We start from the raw sequence: 17,824 nt of genomic DNA, 5'->3' as shown, positions 1-17,824 counted from the left end.
TTCTCCAGGAGGGAATCGGATTCAGCGGCGCACCTTGACTGCAAATAGCCCTTGTGGCCGCAGCATCAGGATGAAGACGATCAGCGACAGCGTCAGCACCTTGGCCATCGAGCCGGTCATGAAGAACTCGGAGACCGACTGCGTCTGTGCAATGCCGAAGGCAGAGACCACCGTGCCGAAGAGGCTGGCCGCGCCGCCGAAGGTGACGACCAGGAAGGCGTCGACGATGTAGAGCGAGCCCGAGGTCGGCCCGGTGGAGCCGATGGTGGTGAAGGCCGCGCCCGCCACGCCGGCAATGCCGCAGCCGATGGCGAAGGTGAGGCGGTCGGTCTTCTTCGTGTCGATGCCGGTGGCGTTGGCCATCGTGCGGTTGGCGACGGTGGCGCGCACCCTCAGGCCCCAGCGGCTCTTGTGCAGCGCGATGAGCACGCCGCCCGTGACCAGCGCGGTGAGCGCCAGCACGAACAGGCCGTTGATCGGAATGTCGAGGCCTTCATGCGGCGTCCACGAGCCCATGAGCCACTCGGGCAGCGTGGGGCTCACTTCCTTCGGGCCGATGAAGGTGCGAAAGATCTGCTGCAGGCCCAGGCTCACGCCCCAGGTGGCGAGCAGCGTGTCGAGCGGTCGCTTGTAGAGGTGGCGGATGAGCACCCACTCCACGATCCAGCCGACGATGAAGGCGAAGACGAAGGCCAGCCCGATGGCGATCGGGAAGTAGTACGGCATGAACGCCGGCGCCAGGCTTTCGGTGACGCGCGCGGCCAGGTAGATCGAGTAGGCGCCGATGGTCATGAACTCGCCATGCGCCATGTTGATCACGCCCATCTGGCCGAAGATGATCGCCAGGCCCAGCCCCATCAGCAGCAGCACCGCGAAGAGGCTCAGCCCCGCGAAGCCCTGCATGAGGCCGATGTTCATCATGTCCGACAGAGTCATGGCGCGGATTCCGGATTTGGATGTTGGTATTGGCTCCTTCCCCCTCTGGGGGAAGGTTGGGATGGGGGCAGGCGGCGCTTGCGAGCGCGAGGCTTTATCCGACGCCGCTTGCCCCCACCCCTGCCCTCCCCCAAAGGGGGAGGGAGAAAGACATCAGGGTTTACTGATAGCCCTTCGGGAACGGATCCGGCTTGATCAGCTCAGCCGACTCCGCCACCACCTTGAACGTGCCATCGAGCTGCCCCTGCCCGATACGCGCCTTGCTCCACAGGTGATGGTTCGCGTCCAGCTTCACGTACCCCTCGGGCGCCGTCTTCAGCTCGATGCCCGGCGAGCCCGCCACCACCTTGTCCACGTCGAAGCTGCCCGCTTTCTCCACCGCCGCCTTCCACAGCCACGGCCCGAGGTAGCCCGCCTGCGTCACGTCGCCGATCACCGCGTCCTTGCCGTACTTGGCCTTGAAGGCTTCCACGAACTTCTTGTTGTTCGGGTTGTCCAGCGTCTGGAAGTACTTCATCGACGAATAGAAGCCCGCGAAGTTCTCGCCGCCCACGCCGGTCATCTCGTCTTCCGTCACGGCCAGCGTCAGCAGGAACTGCTTGTCGCCGGTGATGCCCGCGGCCTTGAGCTGCTTGTAGAAGGCCACGTTCGAGCCGCCCACCACGGCCGCGAAGATGCAGTCGGGCTTGGCCACCTTGATCTTGTTGATCAGCGAGTTGAAGTTGGTGTGGCCCAGCGGGTAGTACTCCTCGCCCTTGACCGAACCCTTCTGGAAGTTCTCGATGTGCTTGCGCGCGATCTTCATCGAGGTGCGCGGCCAGATGTAGTCGGAGCCTACAAGGAAGAAGGTCTTGGCCTTCTTCTCCTTCGCGCCCCAGTCCAGGCCCCAGATGATCTGCTGCGTGGCTTCCTGGCCGGTGTAGATCACGTTCTTGCTCTGCTCCAGGCCTTCGTAGAAGGTCGGGTAGTACAAGAGGCCGTTCTCCTTCTCGAACACCGGCAGCACCGCCTTGCGCGAAGCGCTGGTCCAGCAGCCGAACACGGCCGCGACCTTGTCGTTGACCAGCAGCTTCTTCGACTTCTCGGCGAAGGTGGGCCAGTCGGAGGCGCCGTCTTCCTTGATGACCTTGATCTTGCGGCCCAGGATGCCGCCCATGGCATTGATCTGGTCGATGGCGAGCTGCTCGGCCTGGATGGAGCCGGTCTCCGAGATGGCCATGGTGCCGGAAGACGAGTGCAGCTGGCCCACCGTCACCTCGGTGTCGGTCACAGCGAGCTTGGTGGTGTTCACCTTGGCCGTGGGGAACTGTCCTTGGCCGAAGCTGAGGCCGCTCAGGCCCAACACGGGCAACGCGGCGGCGCCCTGCAGCAGACGGCGGCGGCGCAATGCCAGGGCATCGAGAGAAAGATCGGAATCACGCGACATCAGGAAACTCCAGGCAGGTTGTTGGAAAGTAGGGCCGCGCACCATCACAGTGCATCGGACGGTGCCCCGAGCACCATGGCTGGCACTTTAGAAATCACCTGCGTACTCGCGAATACGTCATTCAACGTAGCGGTGCGCAGGCGCCCTGCCTGCAGACTCGAAGGCACGACATTGGCGGCAATGCAACCAGGGAGCGCTTCTTGCTGTGTCCGCCCTCATGCCACCGCCGCCGCGAGAACCCGCCATGCAATCCGTCTCCGGACAGAAGATCTTTCGCATCCGCCGCGACTACAACGCCTGGGTCGCGAACGAAACGCTGGAGGACTACGCGCTGCGCTACACGCCGCGCAGCTTTCGCAAATGGTCGGAGTTCCGCGTGGCCAATGCGGCCTTCGGTGCCACCTCGTTCCTGGCGCTGGAGGCCATCGGCGGTGCCATCGGGCTGAGCTACGGCTTCTCGAACGCGCTGTGGGCCATCCTGGTGGTGGGGCTCATCACTTTCCTTACCGGCCTGCCGATCTCGTACTACGCGGCGCGCCACGGCGTGGACATGGACCTGCTCACACGCGGCGCGGGCTTCGGCTACCTGGGCTCCACGCTCACCTCGCTGATCTACGCGAGCTTCACCTTCATCTTCTTCGCGCTGGAGGCGGCCATCCTCGCGCTGGCACTGCAGATGTACCTGGACTGGCCGCTGTGGCTGCTGTACCTGGTGTCGTCCATCGTCATCATTCCGCTGGTGGCGCGCGGCATCACGCTCATCTCGGGGCTGCAGCTGTGGACGCAGCCGATCTGGATCGTGCTGTTCGTTTGCCCCTTCATCGCGGTGATGGTGAAGAAGCCCGAGCTCTACGCCGACTTCACCGGCCTCGTGGGCCGCACCTCCGACAGCAGCGGCTTCGACCCACTGATGTTCGGAGCGGCCGCCACGGTGGCCTTCTCGCTGGTGGTGCAGATCGGCGAACAGGTCGACTACCTGCGCTTCCTGCCCGAGAAGACAGCCGCCAACCGGGGCCGCTGGTGGGCCGCGGTGCTGATCGCGGGGCCGGGCTGGATCGTGCCGGGCATGCTGAAGATGATGGGCGGGGCCTTCCTTGCCTTCCTCGCGCTGCAGCACGAGATACCCGGCATCCATGCGATCGAGCCGACGCAGATGTACCTCACCGGTTTCTCGTACGTGCTGCGCGACCCGGCCTGGGTGCTGGGCATCACGGTGCTCTTCGTGGTGGTCTCGCAGATGAAGATCAACCTCACCAACGCCTACGCGGGTTCGCTGGCATGGTCGAACTTCTTCGCGCGGCTCACGCACAGCCATCCGGGGCGCGTGGTGTGGCTGGTGTTCAACGTGGTCATCGCGATCCTGCTGATGGCGCTCGGCGTGTTCGCGGCGCTGGAGCACGTGCTGGGTTTCTACAGCAACATCGCCATCGCCTGGGTCGGCGCGCTGGTGGCCGACCTGGTCATCAACAAGCCGCTGGGGTGGAGCCCGAAGACCATCGAGTTCAAGCGCGCGCACCTGTACGACATCAACCCGGTCGGGCTGGTGGCGATGCTGGTGGCCGCCGCGCTGGCGATGCTGGCCTACTCGGGCGTGCTTGGCCATTGGGCAAAAGCCTTCTCGCCCTTCATCGCGCTGGTGACAGCCATGGCCGTGTCGCCGCTGCTGGCCTGGCGCACACGCGGGCGCTACTACCTCGCGCGCCACGACATCGACCGCTGGACGCCCGGCCAGAACGTGAAGTGCTCGGTATGCGACAACAGCTTCGAGTCGGAAGACATGGCGCACTGCCCGGCCTACAGCGCACCGATCTGCTCGCTGTGCTGCACGCTCGAATCGCGCTGCCACGACCGCTGCAAGACCGACTCGCGCGCGGCCGAGCAGATGAGCGGCTGGCTGCAGGCGCTGCTGCCGCCGGCGCTGTCGGCGCGGCTCAACTTCCGCGTGGCGCATTACCTGCTGATCGCCACATCGCTCATTGCATTGCTGGCCACCGTGGTCGGCGTGGTCTATGCGCAGGAGGCGCTGGCGGGCACGAGCGATTCGGTCATGGCCACGGCCTTCCTGAAAGTGTTCGCGCTGCTCTCGGTGGTGGCCGCGGTCGCCGCATGGTGGGTGGTGCTGGGCAGCGAGAGCCGGCAGATGGCGCAGGAAGAATCGATGCGCCACAACAACCTGCTCGCGCTCGAGATCGAGGCGCACCGCCGCACCGACGCCGCACTGCAGACCGCCAAGGAAGCCGCCGAGGCCGCGAACCAGGCCAAGACGCGCTATGTGGCCGGCATGACGCATGAGTTGCGCACGCCGCTCAACAGCATCCTGGGCTACTCGCAGATCCTGCTCAAGGGCGACGCGGTCGCGCCCCCGCGCGAGGCGGTGCAGACCATTCACCGCAGCGGCGAGCACATGCTGGGCCTGATCGACGGGCTGCTCGACCTGGCGCGCATCGAGGCCGGCCGGCTGCAGCTCGAACCCGCGCCGCTCGCGCTGCCCGCGTTTCTCGACCAGCTCGTGCACATGGTGCGCCCGCAGGCCGAGAACAAGGGCCTGGCCTTCGTTTGCACGCATGCAGGGCGGTTGCCGCCGTGGGTGCACGCCGATGCGAAATGGCTGCGGCAGATCCTCATCAACCTGCTGACCAATGCCGTGCGATTCACCGACAGCGGTACGGTCACGCTGCATGTGGATGCGCGGCGCGAGGTACTGCGCTTCGACGTGGTCGACACCGGCATCGGCGTCGCGCCGCAGGACCATCAGCGCATCTTCCTGCCCTTCGAGCGCGGCGCAGCGGGCCGCCGCCGTGGCGAGCCGGGCACGGGGCTGGGCCTCACCATCACCGGGCTGCTCACCTCGCTGATGGGCGGAGAGCTCAGGCTGGCATCGACATCGTCGCAGGGCAGCACCTTCAGCGTGCGCGTGTACCTGCGCGAGGTGGCCGACCCGGGCCCGCAGGCCAAGGCCGGCGCACTGCGGCAGCCCGTGTCGGGCTACATCGGCGCGCGCCGCACGCTGCTGGTGGTCGACGACCAGCCCGTGCAGCGCCAGATGCTGGCCGGCATGCTCGCACCGCTGGGCTTCGAGATACGCGAGGCCGCAAGCGGCACCGAATGTCTCGACAGCCTGCGCGAAGAATTGCCCTCGGCCATCCTGCTTGACCTGACGATGGACGACATGGACGGCTGGCAGACCGCCACCTCGGTGCGCGCCTCGGGCTTCGGGGACATCCCGATCATCATCGTCTCGGCCAACATGTTCGAGAACAAGAACGAGCGCCTGCAAGCGGCAGGCTGCCAGGCCTTTGTGGGCAAGCCGGTGATCGAGTCGGAGCTGATCGCCACGCTGGAGCGCCACCTCGGGCTCGAATGGCTGTCGACCGCTGACGCACTTGCGCCCCTCGCGGGTGACGCAGAAGCAGCGCTGCAGCGCCCCCGGCAACTCGCTCTTTCGGAAGACGACCGTGCCGAACTCATGCGCCTCGTGCAGATGGGCCACGTGCGCGGCCTGCACACGGCGCTCGACCGGCTGGCAGCCGCCTCGCCCGCCGCCGCATCGACCTGCACCTGGCTGCGCGGCATGGTCGTGCGCTTCGAACTCGACAACCTCCGCAACGCACTGGCCGAAGATGCAGACACCCTCGCCCCCTGAATCGTCATCCGAACGGCCCGTGGTGCTGGTGGTGGACGACGCGCCCAGCAGCCTCGGCATGCTGTGCGACACGCTGGAGGCCAGCGGCTACACCGTGCTGGTGGCGGTCGACGGCGAGGCCGCGCTGCAGCGGCTCGAACTCGTGGTGCCCGATGCGATCCTGCTCGACGGCCTGATGCCCGGTCTCTCGGGCTTCGAGACCTGCCGGCGCATCAAGGCCAACCCGGCGCTCGCGCACATCCCGGTGCTGTTCATGACGGGCCTGTCGGAAACCTCGCACGTGGTCGAGGGCTTCGAGTGCGGCGGCGTCGACTACGTGGTGAAGCCGATCCGCGCTCAGGAGGTGCTGGCGCGGCTGCACACGCACGCGCGCAACGCCCGCATCACGCGCATGGCGCGCGACGCGGTCGATGTGGCCGGCATGGGCGTGGTGTTCGTCGACACGCGCGGGCGCATCGCGTGGCGCTCGCCGCAGGCCGCGCTGTGGCTGCACGCGCTCGAAGACCCGGTGGCGCCGGGCCTGCTGCCCGCGTCGCTGGAACCGGCGCTGGCGCCGGGCGCGGCCATTGCCATCGGCACCGCCACGGGCATGCGGCTGTCGGTGCGCAACCTCGGCGCCGCGGCGCTCGGCGAGACGATGCTGCTGTTCGCCATCCAGCGTGAAGGCCCGGCGGCCCGGCTGGCCGATGCCGCCCTCACGCCGCGCGAGACCGAGGTGCTCTCCTGGCTCGCCAAGGGCAAGACCAACCGCGACATCGGCGACATCCTCGGCACCAGCCCGCGCACGGTGAACAAGCACCTGGAGCACATCTTCGAGAAGCTGGGGGTGGAGACGCGGGCGGCTGCGGCGGCGCTGGCGAGCGGTATGTAACCCCCATGGGGTAACCGCCCCAACGGCACGGGGCTATAGGTCGCGAATACTTTGGTTGCATTCAAAATGAGAACGCTACCGGAGTCAACAATGCTCTCAAGCCTTCTGCAGTTTCCTCCCCGCGAAAGTGCGTACAGGCGCAAGTTCCTGAACAACACGGACGAGAACCTCTTCATGGGCTCGTTCGAGAGCTTCGCGGCGGCCGAGGCCGGCGCGCCGCCCTCCAAAGCCGTGGGCTATGCCAATGCCGATGCGAGCGACCTCTACAGCCCGCAGATCTATTTCTACGACTATCCCGGCCTCTTCTGGCTGGGGCGCTCCATCGATGCGGGGCTGACGCGCGTGTTCGACCTCGGCGGGCACGTCGGCATCAAGTACTACGCATTCCGGCGCGTGCTGAGCTACCCCGCCACCCTGCAATGGACCGTGTGCGACGTGCCCGGCGTGGTCGAGAGCGGCCGCGCGATGGCCGTGAAGCGGGAAGCCACCGCGCAGCTCGGCTTCACCACCGACTACCGCGATGCGAGCGGCTGCGACGTGCTGTATGTCTCGGGTAGCCTGCAGTACCTGCCGACGCGCATGGACGCGATTCTTTCCGCGCTGGCCGTGAAGCCGAGGCGCATCATCATGAACACCACGGCCGTGCACCCCGAGCGCACGATCTACACGCTCAACAGCATCGGCGTGGCCGTGTGCGCCTACCGCATCCAGCACCACGACGAACTCCTGGCCGATCTCGCACGCTCGGGCTACAGGAAGCGCGACGTGTGGCGCAACGAGGGCAAGCCGATCGAGGTGCCCTTCGTCGCTGGCGGCGACAAGCCGTACTACGCGGGCTGCTGCTTCGACCTCGTCGATTGATGCGCCAACCCGGCCGGCGGGAAAGGAGCGTCCCTGCCGGTCGATCAAGAGATGCGGCGCCCAGGCAGCCGCGATCCGCCGATGCACCCAACAAGCCGTGTCGCCTCGGTGATAACCCCGAATCCGCTGAAGGCGGAATGACAGCTCCGGCCTCTACGATAGGCAAACGACAGGCGGCCTCCAGGCCACTGGCCTTTTCTTCCTCCCGGAGACATCGTGACAAAGCCCCTTCCTTCCCCCTTCCTCGCCCTCACCCGCCGCGCTGCCTTGCCGCTGGTCGCAGCCCTCGCGCTCGCCGGCTGCGGCACCCTCGGCGGCGGCAACAAGCCTGCGGGCGAAGACATCCACGTCATGACCTCGGGCGGCTTCACCGCCGCCTACAACGACCTGCGCCCGGAGTTCGAGCGCAGCAGCGGCCGCACCGTCAAAACCGCCTATGGCGCCTCGATGGGCAACGCCACCGACTCGATCCCCAGCCGCTTGGCGCGCAACGAGCCGGCCGACGTCGTGATCCTCGCGCGCCCGGCGCTCGATGCGCTGGTGGCGCAGGGCAAGGTGGTGGCGGGCAGCCAGGTCGACCTGGTGCGCTCGTCCATTGGCTTCGCGGTGCGCAAGGGCGCGCCCAAGCCGGACATCGGCACGGTCGACGCGCTCAAGCGCACGCTGCTCGCGGCGCCGTCGATTGCCTACTCGGCGAGCGCGAGCGGCACCTACTACGAGACCGAGCTGCTCAAGAAGCTGGGCATCGAAGACCAGGTGAAACCCAAGAGCAAGCGCATCCTGAGCGAGCGCGTGGGCTCGGTGGTGGCGCGCGGCGACGCGGCGCTCGGCCTGCAGCAGGTGAGCGAGCTGCTGCCCATCGAGGGCATCGACTACATCGGTCCGCTGCCCGCCGAGGTGCAGCGCGTGACGGTGTTCTCGGCCGGCATCGCCACCGCGTCGAAGCAGCCCGATGCGGCGCGGCAGCTTATCCGCTATCTCAACTCCCCGGCCGCGGCGCCGACCATCGCGAAGACAGGGCTGGAGCCGCTGACGGCGCGCTGAACCGCGAAACCACGGCCCGTAAACTGGCGGCCTTCATTCCTTCCCGACGAACGGACGCCATGACCACTCGGCCCTCTTCCATCCTCGTGACCGCCTTTGCGCCCAGCGGCACGCTGCGCGCCTCGATCAACCTCGGCAATCCGATCCTCGCCAATAAGGACGTCGCCACGGGTGAGCCTGTCGGCGTATCGATCGACCTTGCCCGCGAGTTCGCGCGGCGCCTTGGCGTGGGCGTCGAGCTGGTGGTGTTCGAGAAGGCCGCGGCCTCGGTGGACGCGGTGAAGAACGAGAAAGCCGACATCGGCTTCTTCGCGGTCGATCCCGCGCGCAGCGAAGGGCTGCGCTTCACGGCACCCTACGTGCTGATCGAAGGCAGCTACCTCGTGCCCGAATCGTCGGCGCTGACCGACAACGCGCAGGTCGATGCCGAAGGCCATCGCATCTCGGTCGGCTCGGGCAGCGCCTACGACCTGTTCCTCACACGCGAGATCAAGGCCGCCGAGATCGTGCGCCTCCAGGGTGCCGGCCCTGCGCTCGCCGCATTGCGCGCGGGCCAGGTCGAGGTGGCAGCGGGCATCCGCCAGCTGCTCGAAGGCGAGGCTGCCCGCGCGCCGGGTGTGCGTGTGCTGCCTGGGCGCTTCATGGTGATCCAGCAGGCGATGGGTACGCCGGCCAGCCGGGGCGCCGAGGCGCAGGCGCTGCTCGCCGCCTTTGTCGAGGAGATGAAGGCTTCGGGCTTTGTTGCCGATGCGTTGAAACGCCATCGCATCGAGGGTGCAATCGTTGCGCCGTAGTTGAGCGCTCCTGTTCAGGGCGCGTGCACAGGCCACCGGGTACTTCCCTCCGCGAATGTCCCCGTCGGCGTGAGCGACGCCCCGAACACGCAGCGCGAATCAAAGCTTGTACGCCTCCACAGGCCCTTGTGAGTAGAACAGGAAGTACCCTGTCAGCGTCTTGAAGCCGTTCTTCTGCCACCCAGGCGGCACCTTGAAGATGCCGAGCTGGTCGCTCGAGATGCCGACGAAGGACGTGTTCTCCGTGTCGGTCGTGATGCGGCTCCAGCGCTCGCGCGTCACGGGCTGCATCTGCATCTTCGGCTCGCTCCATTCGGGCGTGCGCACCTTGTCGCGCATCACGTAGCGGTCGCCCTGCCGCTCGATCTTGACCAGTTCCTTGAGCGCGCCGTTCTGCTTCACGGCGTAGACCCCGACCAGTTCGGCCTCCGGCCCGCCATTGCTTGCGCCGCAAGCGCCCAGCAACATGGCGCAAGCGCCCATGGCCAACCATTTCAATGCTGTATTCATGATGATCCCGGTGTGATGAGGCGCGCGCCGCCCTGCAGGCATGCCGGACGGTGCGCGCCGGGGTTTCAAACAACGTTCAGCGCTTGAGGTTCTCGCGCAGCTTCAGGCCGCCCTGGAAGCGCAGCGCATGCGGGTACTCCTCCTTCTCCGCACCGGTGGCCACCGCCGCCATCTTCTGCTCGCTGACCTGCGTCTTGGCCAGCAGCGTCGCCGGCAGGTTCAGCACGCCCTTGATCTGGTCGTACTGCGCCTGCGTGATGCGCCCCACGCTCAGCAGCCGGAACGCATCGCGCTCGATGTTCAGCAGCAGCGGCTTGTTGCCGGCAAAGCTCTGCGCCCTGGCCAGCAGCGCACTCCACGACTGCGCGCTGTAGTTGCTCACGTAGTAGTCCTGCCCGGTCGGCCCGGCCAGCACCGCCGTGCAGCCGGGCAGTTCCACCTGCGTGCTGTTGTTCGACATCACGAAGGTCTTGCGCTGGTCCATCGCGTCGCCGTACGCCAGCGTGACGGGGATGGTCCACGTCGAGGCCGGGTACACGTTCTGGTTGGGGAACGACTCCTGCGTGATGTTCACGTAGGTGCTGTTGCCCGCGCACTGCGCGTCCACCGTGAGCAGCGGAATGCCGGTCTGGCGGATCAGGCTGTCGCCGATCTCGCTGACCTTCTTGTCGGTCGCCTTCTCCAGCGAACTCCACAGGCGCGAAGGCGTGACGTTGCCGAACGCGTAGTCCTTCAGGTAGATCTGCAGACCCTTCTGCATCGCCTCTTCGCCGATGTAGTTCTGGATGGTCTCCAGCACGTGGCTGCCCTTGTTGTAGACGAAGATCGACGGGCTGATGAAGCCGAACGAACCCGCATCGTTGAGGTTGCGCTGCACCGGCACGGCCGTGCTTTTCAGGTCGGCCACGATCACGTTGTGCTTGTCGAGCACGTAGTCGGAGAAGCTGTAGTACTCGGGGTGGAACTTGATCGTGGTGCGGCGTTCGAACCAGCGCGCAAACGATTCGTTGAGCCACACGTTGTCCCACCAGTCGAGCGTGACAAGGTCGCCGAACCACTGGTGCGCGACCTCATGGGTCACCACCGTCACCGAGTACAGCGTCGGCGTGTCGCCCGGCTTGGTCAGCACGCGGTCGGCGAACTCGAAGATCGAGCCCCAGTTCTCCATGCCGCCGAAGCCGGTGTTGGGCTTGTTGTCGTAGCTGTCGTTGGCCGCGACGGTGTCGAACTTCTTGAAGGGCAGCGGGATGCCGGTGTACTTGTAGTAGTAGTCCATCGACACCTTGGTCCACTCCATCGCGAACTTCGCCCAGTCGGAGCGGCCCGGCGGCGTGAACCAGCGCAGCGGCATGTCGCTGCCGTCGAGCGGGTTCTTGAAGGTGTCGGCCAGGATGTCGAACTTGCCGCCACCGAAGAAGGCCAGGTACATCGGCATCGAAGGCGTCTTCTCGAAGGCCACGCGCTGGTAGCCGTCGGGCAGCTTCGTCGCCTCGGTCTGCGCGCCGTTCGACACGGTCTTCCAGTCACCCGGCACCTCGGCCGAGATCTCGAAGGTGTGGCGGAAGGCCGGCTCGTCCCAGCCCGGGAACCACTGGCGCGCATAGTTGGTTTCGCCCTGCGTCACGATGGCGTCGCTGCTCACGCCTTCGGGTGTGGAAAGGCCCACCTTGAAGACGCCGGTGGCGGCCGAGCAGAACGGGTTGCGCGCCACTTCGGCGGGTGGGCAGTACTCGGCATCGGAGAACTGGATCTTGCCGTCCCACTCCATGTGCAGCAGGTACTTGCCCTTGGCGATCTGGCCGTCGTTCAGGCGCAGCTGCACGAAGTCGCCGAGCGTCTGCGGCGTGGGGATCAGCGGGATCGCCTCGCCGGGTTTCGACACCTTGCGCAGCGTGGTGCGGCCCTTGGCAAAGTTCAGGTTGTGCGCGGCGACGACGATGGCATCGACCGGCTTGAGCACCTCGATCTCCACGTCGCCGCGGCCCACGAAGGTCTTGAGCGCCGCATCGGGGCGAAACCACAGCTTGTAGTTGCTCGGCCAGACGGTGTCGGGCAGCTCCATGGGCTTGGCCGTGCGGTCGACCGACGCCACGGTGGGCGCGCCATCGTCGGGTGCCTTCGCCGTGGGATCGGACGCCGGAGCGGAAGCGACCGGCTCCGATGGCGCACCGAGACCGACGCCTGCGCCACCGAGCGAACCGCCACCACTGTCTCCACCGCCACCGCATGCCGTCAGCACGGCAAGGGTCACCGCCGTGATGGCAAGATGATTGATGACGGGTGTACTGAATTTTTTCATGATCGCCTCTGGGTACTCTTGGTAAGAAGAAACATGCGCCGTCCTGCATGCACCGGCGGATAGCCGGCGATGCGCGTGACGCGCGCGGTGATGAGATGAACAACGGGGTTATCTGAAAGAAAAGGGCAACACGATGCCCTCCCGGCGAACGCTTACGTTCGTCAGGACCACACAGTCATGCAAAGGCACACCGCGCAAAAAGCGGTGGTCCCAGGATGCGGGGCGTAAGAGGCTCCATTCCCGTCGAGACGCGGGGTGGTGGGATGCGAACGCGGGCTTGTAGCGCGAAGGCTTGCGTTCAGCGCTCAGATAAGGGAGCGGTGCGTTTGCGCGAAGTGCAAACGGCACGGGCCATCTCGGCGATAGCAAGACTGTCTGCGGCTCTTGTCGTTGATTTCACGCGCATTCCCTCGTCCATTGGTGTGCGCTCAGTTTTATCTGATCGCACACATTCGCTCAACGGATCGCGGAACTTTTCCCTCTCAAAATGTTCGCGCGCGATAGGCCGAATGGAGTCACCGCACATCGCGTGTGCCATGCGGTACGAAGATGGTTCATCGCATGCGTCGCCTGCCGCGTATGCCGCGCGCATTCGCTGTGACCTTGCAGCCACAGCATCGGATTTCTGCGGCGGAACAGCTATGAAGCCTGCGACTGAGACACGCCCACTGCCGGTGGCGTACGGTCCCGCAGCCACAGCATGAAGCCGCAGCCGAACACCACCACCTGCGTGCCGATCAGCAGCGCAAAGCCCGCGAAGAAGCCCGAGGCGGAGGCGGCCGAAGCCGCGGCCGCGCCCGATGCGCCCGAACCATGCGACACAGCGCTGATCACGCCGCCCATCAACGCCGGCATGAAGCCCGCCACCAGGCTGCCGGCACCATTGGTCACGCCGAACGCACTGGCCGTGTGCTCGGGCCGCGAGCAGTACTGCACCGTGCTCGGAATGGCCGGGCTCTGCAGGCCCCAGAAGAAGTTGGCCGCCACGAGGCAGCACGCTGCCGCATACGGGTCACTCGCGTTGATGGCCATCAGCACCGACAGCGCCACGCCCGCGCTCGCACCCATGAAGATGAAGGGCACGCGCTCGCGCCCGACCTTGTCGATCAGCACGCCGCCCACGAACACCGCGAGCACGGTGGCGTACTGCGGCAGCGAGGCCAGCCAGCCCATCTCGCGCATCGAGAAGCCGCGCGCCTCGCGCAGGTAGGTCGGCAGCCAGTTGCTGCTGCCCCACAGGTAGGCGAGCGCGGCCGAGGTCAGCAGCGTGATGAGGAACAGATGCCGCGTGTGCAGCGCACCCTTCACGATGCCGCCCACGCGCGCCATCGCCTCGCCGAACGACGAAGGCTTGACACCGTCGGCATGCGCGGGCGGCATGCGCACGAAGGCCAGCACCAGCGGAATGCCGAGCACGATGTTCAGCACACCGAGCACGTGGAACGAGGTGTCCCACGCGAACCGGGTGAGCAGCCAGCCCACCAGCGGATAACCGATGGCCAGCCCCAGCCCCGTGCCCATGTTGACGAAGGCGTTGGGCTTGCCGTTCTCGTCGCTGCGGAAATGCGCCTTGATGTACGACGAGGCCAGCGAGAACAGCGGCCCTTCCGAAACGCCCAGCAGCACGCGCGAGGCCAGCAGCAGGCCGTAGCTGTGCAACATCGGCGAGGCCCACGTCACCACGCCCCAGAGGACCAGCCCATAGACCAGGCTGCGCCGCACCCCGAACAAGGCCGAGCAGAACGGCGTGAGCACGAAGGCCGACACGCCATAGCCCAGCATGAAGGCCGTCGCCAGGAAGCCCTGGCTCACGCGGTCGGTGGCGGCGATGCCCACGTGGTTCAGGAACGCGGCATCGGTGATCAGTACCGCGATGTTGATGCGGTCCACGTAGGAGATCGCAACGATCACGAACAGCGTGAGGACGCCGTACCAACGAAAGTTCTTGCTCTGCATGATCTGTCCTGCCGGTGTGAGGGTGATGACGCGCCTGCGCGCCTAGAACATGTGGCGCATGCCGAACTCGGTGCCGCTGGAGGCGCGGTTCGGCATGGTGATCGCGCCCGCCAGGGCCTGCGATGCACCGTTCTTGTTGCTGATGCGCGCGATGGTGGCGTACAGCGCCGTGCGCTTCGACAGGTTGTGCACATAGCCGATGGCCAGCTTCGACGACGTGGGCTTGAGCGCCGCGTTGGCGGGCTCGAGCTTGTAGCGTGCATACGAGGCCTTGATCTCTCCCGGCCCGATGGGCAGATGGAAGCCGATGAGCGCGCCCTTGGCGTCGGTGCTGCCCTTCGATTCCTTGTACAGCTCGCTCGTGAGCTTGAGGTTCATGAGCGAGGCATCGAAGGTATAGGCCGCGCCGAGGTTGGTCACGCGCAGGTCGCCGCTCGCGTAGCGCGTGCGGCCGGTGGCCAGGGCCACGTTGAGTCCGCCGCTCTGGTAGCCGAAGCGCGCGCCGGTATGCTCGCCGTCGTGCTTGTTCGACGCCAGCGTGTTCGGCAGCACCGAGTTGGAAGCGTTCTCGCCCATGGCATACATCACCTGCCCGTAGAAGCCGCCAAGATTGGCCGGCAGGAAGTAGCCGACGCTGTTCGACGCGCGCGTGCCGGTGGGTGCCACCAGGCCGCCGAGGCCCGAGAAATAGATCTGGTTGGCGCCGATGCCGCCACCCGTGCCGAAGGGATCGAAGATGGCCGTGTTCCAGAACGCCGGCACGTAGTCGCGCCCCAGCCGCACTTCGCCGAAGGGGCCCGCAATGCTCACCGTCGAGCGGCGATTGAAGCTCAGGATGCCCGCGGTGCCGTTGCCGCTGGCCTGGTTGTTCGAGTTCGACGGAAAGCCCTGCCCGCTGTCGTTCTGCAGGCCCATCTCCATCCAGAAGTTGGCAGAGTAGCCGCCGCCCAGGTCTTCGGTGCCGCGAAAGCCCAGGCGGCTGAACATGTTGCCGCTGTTGGTCAGCTGCGTCTTGTGGGCCGAACCGTCGCCGCTGCCCGTGGTATAGGTGACGGCGGCATCGACCACGCCGAAGAGCGTGACGGAAGATTGGGCCAGCGCTGCGCCAGCCGCGGTGGCCGCAGCCATCGCGATCAAGTACTTTTTCATTGAATGTCTCGGTTGGTTTTTCTCGGCCGTCTTTGGGTTGTGGCCTTGTTCAGATGTCCAGCACCAGCCGCTCGCCCTTGCAGCGAGAGACGCAGATCATCATGGTCTTGTTGGACGCACGTTCGATCTTCGTGAGGATGCCGTCGTGGTGATCGATTTCGCCCTCGATCACAGCGGTCTCGCAAGCGCCGCAGACGCCCTCCTTGCAGCTGTGGTCGGGGTTGAGGCCGGCGTCGATCAGGCTGTCGAGAATCGATTTGCCCGGAGGCACCTCGACACTCTTGCCGCTCTTTGCACACATCACCACACAGCTCTGCGTGGCGCTGGGCGCCTCCACGTGCACGGCGGCAAAGCGTTCGATGTGCGCGTTGGCGTAGCCGAGTTGCTCGCAGCTTTTCTCGAAAGCGTCGAGCATCGGCGTCGGGCCGCAGCAGTAGTAGTGGCTGGCCGCGCCCTTGCCGGCCAGCAGTTTCGCGAGGTCGGGCGGCACGCCCTTCTCGTCGTCGAAATGCCAGGCGAGCTGTACCGACTTTTCCTTCGCCAGCGCTTCGATGGCATCGCAGAAGGCCGCCTCCTTGCGGGTGCGTGCGCAGTACAGGATCTCGACAGGTTTTCCGATGGCCACCAGCCGCTGCAGCATGCACCAGATGGGCGTCACGCCGATGCCGCCTGCCACCAGCACCGAGCGCTCGGCGCCCTCTTCCAGCTTGAAGTTGTTGCGCGGCGCCGAGATGGGCAGCGTCATGCCCACGCGCAGCTGCTGGTGCACGTAGCGCGAGCCGCCTCGGCTCTTGCGGTCGTTGAGCACGCCGACCACGTAGCGCTGGCGGTCGCTCGAAGGGTTGCACAGCGAGTAGCTGCGTACCAGCCCGTTGGGCAGGTGCAGGTCGATGTGGGAGCCGGCCTCGAAGGCGGGAAAGTCCACCGCCGGTGTGGCCGGCCGGAACTCGACGCTGACGATGCCGTCGGCCTCGTAGCGCATGGTGTGCACGAGGGCGTTCAGCGTGGGAGAAGACATGGCGATGCTCGCTTGCGGTTCAGGCCGTAGTGGCTTCGGCCTCGGCCAATTGGGCGACCGCGAGGTTGCGCATGTGGCGGCGCAGGCGGACGATGCCCAGGTCGTGCTGGTACAGGTTCTCGTGCTGGTTGGCGTCGGGCTCCATCTCTTCGAGCATCACGCGGTCCTGCTCCAGCACGTGCCAGTGGCGCGCCTCCAGGCGATTCTTGTAGAGGAAGCGCCAGGTGTCGCGCTCCCAGCCCGCCGGCAGCTTGCGCACGCGCCAGAAGAAGGTGGCCGTCATGCCCTTCGCGATCGGCGAGAAGGCACCGATGATGATGAAGTTGCCGCCAGGGCCGCCGGTCTTCGGGTACGGGATTTCGAGGCGCATCCAGTGGATGCCGGTGTCGGCCCATTCGGTCCAGTCGAAGTTGACGTTGCGCTGGCCTTCCTTCTCGAACACGAAGCCGATGTCGGTCGCGCGAATGCCGAACTTGGCGCTCGAGTCGCCCTCGGCCATCGAGTGCGACTGCTTGTGCAGGTACGTGCCGTGCATCGGGTCCATCACGTTGTCGAGCACGTAGCGGTAGTCGCCCTTCCATTCGGTGTAGCAGAGGAAGTTCGCGTATTCGGCGTCATCTGTCAGCTGCTCGGGCAGCACCAGCGGCGGCGGCACGTCGACCGATTCCTTCGAGTTGTAGAGGAACACGGCGCCTGCACGCTCCTGCACATGAAAGTGCCGCGTGGCCTGCGAGCCTTCCAGATTGCAGCCCGGGCTGCCGGGCACGCGCGTGACGACGCCGTCGTGGCGCACCTCGACGCCGTGATATGGGCACGAAAGCCGGTCGCCGAGCACCACGCCCTGCGACAGCGGCGCGCCGCGGTGCGGGCAGCGGTCTTCCAGCGCATGCAGCACGCCTTCGTTGTCGCGCCACAGCGCGAGCTTGCGGCCGAGGCGGCGCAGAGAGATGGGGTTCTCCTTGATGAAATGCGAGGGGCAGATCGGGTACCAGAGATCCTTCAGGCCGATCTCGAGCAGGTGGTCCACCGGGTCGGCGGAGACGGGGGTGATGGCGATGGTCATGGTGATGTCTCTCTCTCTGTCTCTCTGCTCAGGCGCCGAGCGCGGCCATTTCCTTGCGGTACAGCGCCTCGGTCCACGGCTGGCCGCCGGGCGTGGCAAGGCCGCTGTCGTTCAGGCGCTGCACCAGCCCGCCAAGGTCGTGGATGCCGTCGGCAAAGGCGCGTTCGATCACGTCGCCCAGCAGGTCTTCGTAGGTGGTCGCGGGGCGCTGGCGCGCCTGGTGCGGTTGGAGATAGCGGTCTTGTTGCATCGTG

Annotated in this window: 14 protein-coding genes; 5 read left to right on the top strand and 9 right to left on the bottom strand. The window is 66.3% G+C overall.

The window, feature by feature from the left end; translation table 11 throughout:
- Positions 1 to 21 precede the first annotated feature (21 nt).
- On the bottom strand, positions 22 to 936 hold the full coding sequence (gene urtB / locus ACEN9N_RS07505; RefSeq protein ID WP_495655783.1) for an urea ABC transporter permease subunit UrtB: 915 nt from the start codon (positions 934 to 936) through the stop codon (positions 22 to 24).
- Between the two features lie 160 nt (positions 937 to 1,096).
- The gene (gene urtA, locus ACEN9N_RS07500) at positions 1,097 to 2,362 is read right to left on the bottom strand and encodes an urea ABC transporter substrate-binding protein (RefSeq protein WP_495655782.1); all 1,266 of its coding nucleotides are present in this window, start codon (positions 2,360 to 2,362) and stop codon (positions 1,097 to 1,099) included.
- Positions 2,363 to 2,606: 244 nt separating this feature from the next.
- Between urtA and ACEN9N_RS07495 the strand changes: the two genes are divergently transcribed.
- The 5 genes from ACEN9N_RS07495 to ACEN9N_RS07475 all read left to right on the top strand — a co-directional run bounded on the left by ACEN9N_RS07495 (position 2,607) and on the right by ACEN9N_RS07475 (position 9,575).
- Entirely contained in the window at positions 2,607 to 6,005 is a 3,399-nt protein-coding gene (locus ACEN9N_RS07495) for a hybrid sensor histidine kinase/response regulator (RefSeq protein WP_495655781.1), read from the top strand.
- A complete protein-coding gene (locus tag ACEN9N_RS07490) occupies positions 5,983 to 6,876 on the top strand; it encodes a response regulator transcription factor (protein WP_007834970.1) in 894 nt (297 codons plus the stop codon). Before ACEN9N_RS07495 ends, ACEN9N_RS07490 begins: the two co-directional genes overlap by 23 nt.
- Before the next feature lie 90 nt (positions 6,877 to 6,966).
- The gene (locus ACEN9N_RS07485; RefSeq protein ID WP_007834971.1) at positions 6,967 to 7,737 is read left to right on the top strand and encodes a TIGR04325 family methyltransferase; all 771 of its coding nucleotides are present in this window, start codon (positions 6,967 to 6,969) and stop codon (positions 7,735 to 7,737) included.
- A 216-nt stretch (positions 7,738 to 7,953) separates the two neighbouring features.
- The gene (locus tag ACEN9N_RS07480) at positions 7,954 to 8,781 is read left to right on the top strand and encodes a substrate-binding domain-containing protein (protein ID WP_413312043.1); all 828 of its coding nucleotides are present in this window, start codon (positions 7,954 to 7,956) and stop codon (positions 8,779 to 8,781) included.
- A 59-nt stretch (positions 8,782 to 8,840) separates the two neighbouring features.
- Positions 8,841 to 9,575: a transporter substrate-binding domain-containing protein gene (locus tag ACEN9N_RS07475; RefSeq protein WP_495655780.1), complete on the top strand. Its 735-nt coding sequence runs from the start codon at positions 8,841 to 8,843 to the stop codon at positions 9,573 to 9,575.
- Positions 9,576 to 9,674: 99 nt separating this feature from the next.
- On the opposite strand, the gene ACEN9N_RS07470 is transcribed toward ACEN9N_RS07475, so the two are convergent.
- The 7 genes from ACEN9N_RS07470 to ACEN9N_RS07440 form a co-directional block, all read right to left on the bottom strand.
- On the bottom strand, positions 9,675 to 10,085 hold the full coding sequence (locus ACEN9N_RS07470; protein WP_495655779.1) for a hypothetical protein: 411 nt from the start codon (positions 10,083 to 10,085) through the stop codon (positions 9,675 to 9,677).
- A 76-nt stretch (positions 10,086 to 10,161) separates the two neighbouring features.
- Positions 10,162 to 12,384: a M1 family metallopeptidase gene (locus ACEN9N_RS07465; RefSeq protein WP_495655778.1), complete on the bottom strand. Its 2,223-nt coding sequence runs from the start codon at positions 12,382 to 12,384 to the stop codon at positions 10,162 to 10,164.
- Positions 12,385 to 13,023: 639 nt separating this feature from the next.
- Entirely contained in the window at positions 13,024 to 14,340 is a 1,317-nt protein-coding gene (locus ACEN9N_RS07460) for an MFS transporter (protein WP_495655777.1), read from the bottom strand.
- 42 nt (positions 14,341 to 14,382) lie between these two features.
- Complete coding sequence (locus ACEN9N_RS07455) at positions 14,383 to 15,489, bottom strand: porin (protein ID WP_495655776.1); 1,107 nt, start codon at positions 15,487 to 15,489, stop codon at positions 14,383 to 14,385.
- 49 nt (positions 15,490 to 15,538) lie between these two features.
- Positions 15,539 to 16,507 carry a PDR/VanB family oxidoreductase gene (locus ACEN9N_RS07450; protein ID WP_495655775.1) on the bottom strand — a complete coding sequence of 323 codons (969 nt, stop codon included), beginning with the start codon at positions 16,505 to 16,507 and terminating at the stop codon, positions 15,539 to 15,541.
- A 19-nt stretch (positions 16,508 to 16,526) separates the two neighbouring features.
- Positions 16,527 to 17,570, bottom strand: a complete 1,044-nt coding sequence (locus tag ACEN9N_RS07445; RefSeq protein WP_495655774.1) for a Rieske 2Fe-2S domain-containing protein — start codon at positions 17,568 to 17,570, stop codon at positions 16,527 to 16,529.
- A 28-nt stretch (positions 17,571 to 17,598) separates the two neighbouring features.
- Entirely contained in the window at positions 17,599 to 17,820 is a 222-nt protein-coding gene (locus ACEN9N_RS07440; protein ID WP_007834985.1) for a recombinase-like helix-turn-helix domain-containing protein, read from the bottom strand.
- Positions 17,821 to 17,824 lie beyond the last annotated feature (4 nt).

The sequence above is a fragment of the Variovorax sp. Varisp46 genome (genome assembly GCF_059491885.1).
This window is presented reverse-complemented; position numbering and strand designations above follow the sequence as displayed.

Excerpts from the sequence above, each read along its gene's own strand:
- ACEN9N_RS07450 (WP_495655775.1), bottom strand. The coding sequence starts at position 16,507 with ATGTCTTCTCCCACGCTGAACGCCCTCGTGCACACCATGCGCTACGAG.
- urtA (WP_495655782.1), bottom strand. The coding sequence starts at position 2,362 with ATGTCGCGTGATTCCGATCTTTCTCTCGATGCCCTGGCATTGCGCCGC.
- ACEN9N_RS07440 (WP_007834985.1), bottom strand. The coding sequence starts at position 17,820 with ATGCAACAAGACCGCTATCTCCAACCGCACCAGGCGCGCCAGCGCCCC.
- ACEN9N_RS07470 (WP_495655779.1), bottom strand. The coding sequence starts at position 10,085 with ATGAATACAGCATTGAAATGGTTGGCCATGGGCGCTTGCGCCATGTTG.
- ACEN9N_RS07445 (WP_495655774.1), bottom strand. The coding sequence starts at position 17,570 with ATGACCATCGCCATCACCCCCGTCTCCGCCGACCCGGTGGACCACCTG.
- ACEN9N_RS07465 (WP_495655778.1), bottom strand. The coding sequence starts at position 12,384 with ATGAAAAAATTCAGTACACCCGTCATCAATCATCTTGCCATCACGGCG.
- ACEN9N_RS07460 (WP_495655777.1), bottom strand. The coding sequence starts at position 14,340 with ATGCAGAGCAAGAACTTTCGTTGGTACGGCGTCCTCACGCTGTTCGTG.
- ACEN9N_RS07490 (WP_007834970.1), top strand. The coding sequence starts at position 5,983 with ATGCAGACACCCTCGCCCCCTGAATCGTCATCCGAACGGCCCGTGGTG.
- urtB (WP_495655783.1), bottom strand. The coding sequence starts at position 936 with ATGACTCTGTCGGACATGATGAACATCGGCCTCATGCAGGGCTTCGCG.
- ACEN9N_RS07485 (WP_007834971.1), top strand. The coding sequence starts at position 6,967 with ATGCTCTCAAGCCTTCTGCAGTTTCCTCCCCGCGAAAGTGCGTACAGG.
- ACEN9N_RS07475 (WP_495655780.1), top strand. The coding sequence starts at position 8,841 with ATGACCACTCGGCCCTCTTCCATCCTCGTGACCGCCTTTGCGCCCAGC.
- ACEN9N_RS07495 (WP_495655781.1), top strand. The coding sequence starts at position 2,607 with ATGCAATCCGTCTCCGGACAGAAGATCTTTCGCATCCGCCGCGACTAC.
- ACEN9N_RS07455 (WP_495655776.1), bottom strand. The coding sequence starts at position 15,489 with ATGAAAAAGTACTTGATCGCGATGGCTGCGGCCACCGCGGCTGGCGCA.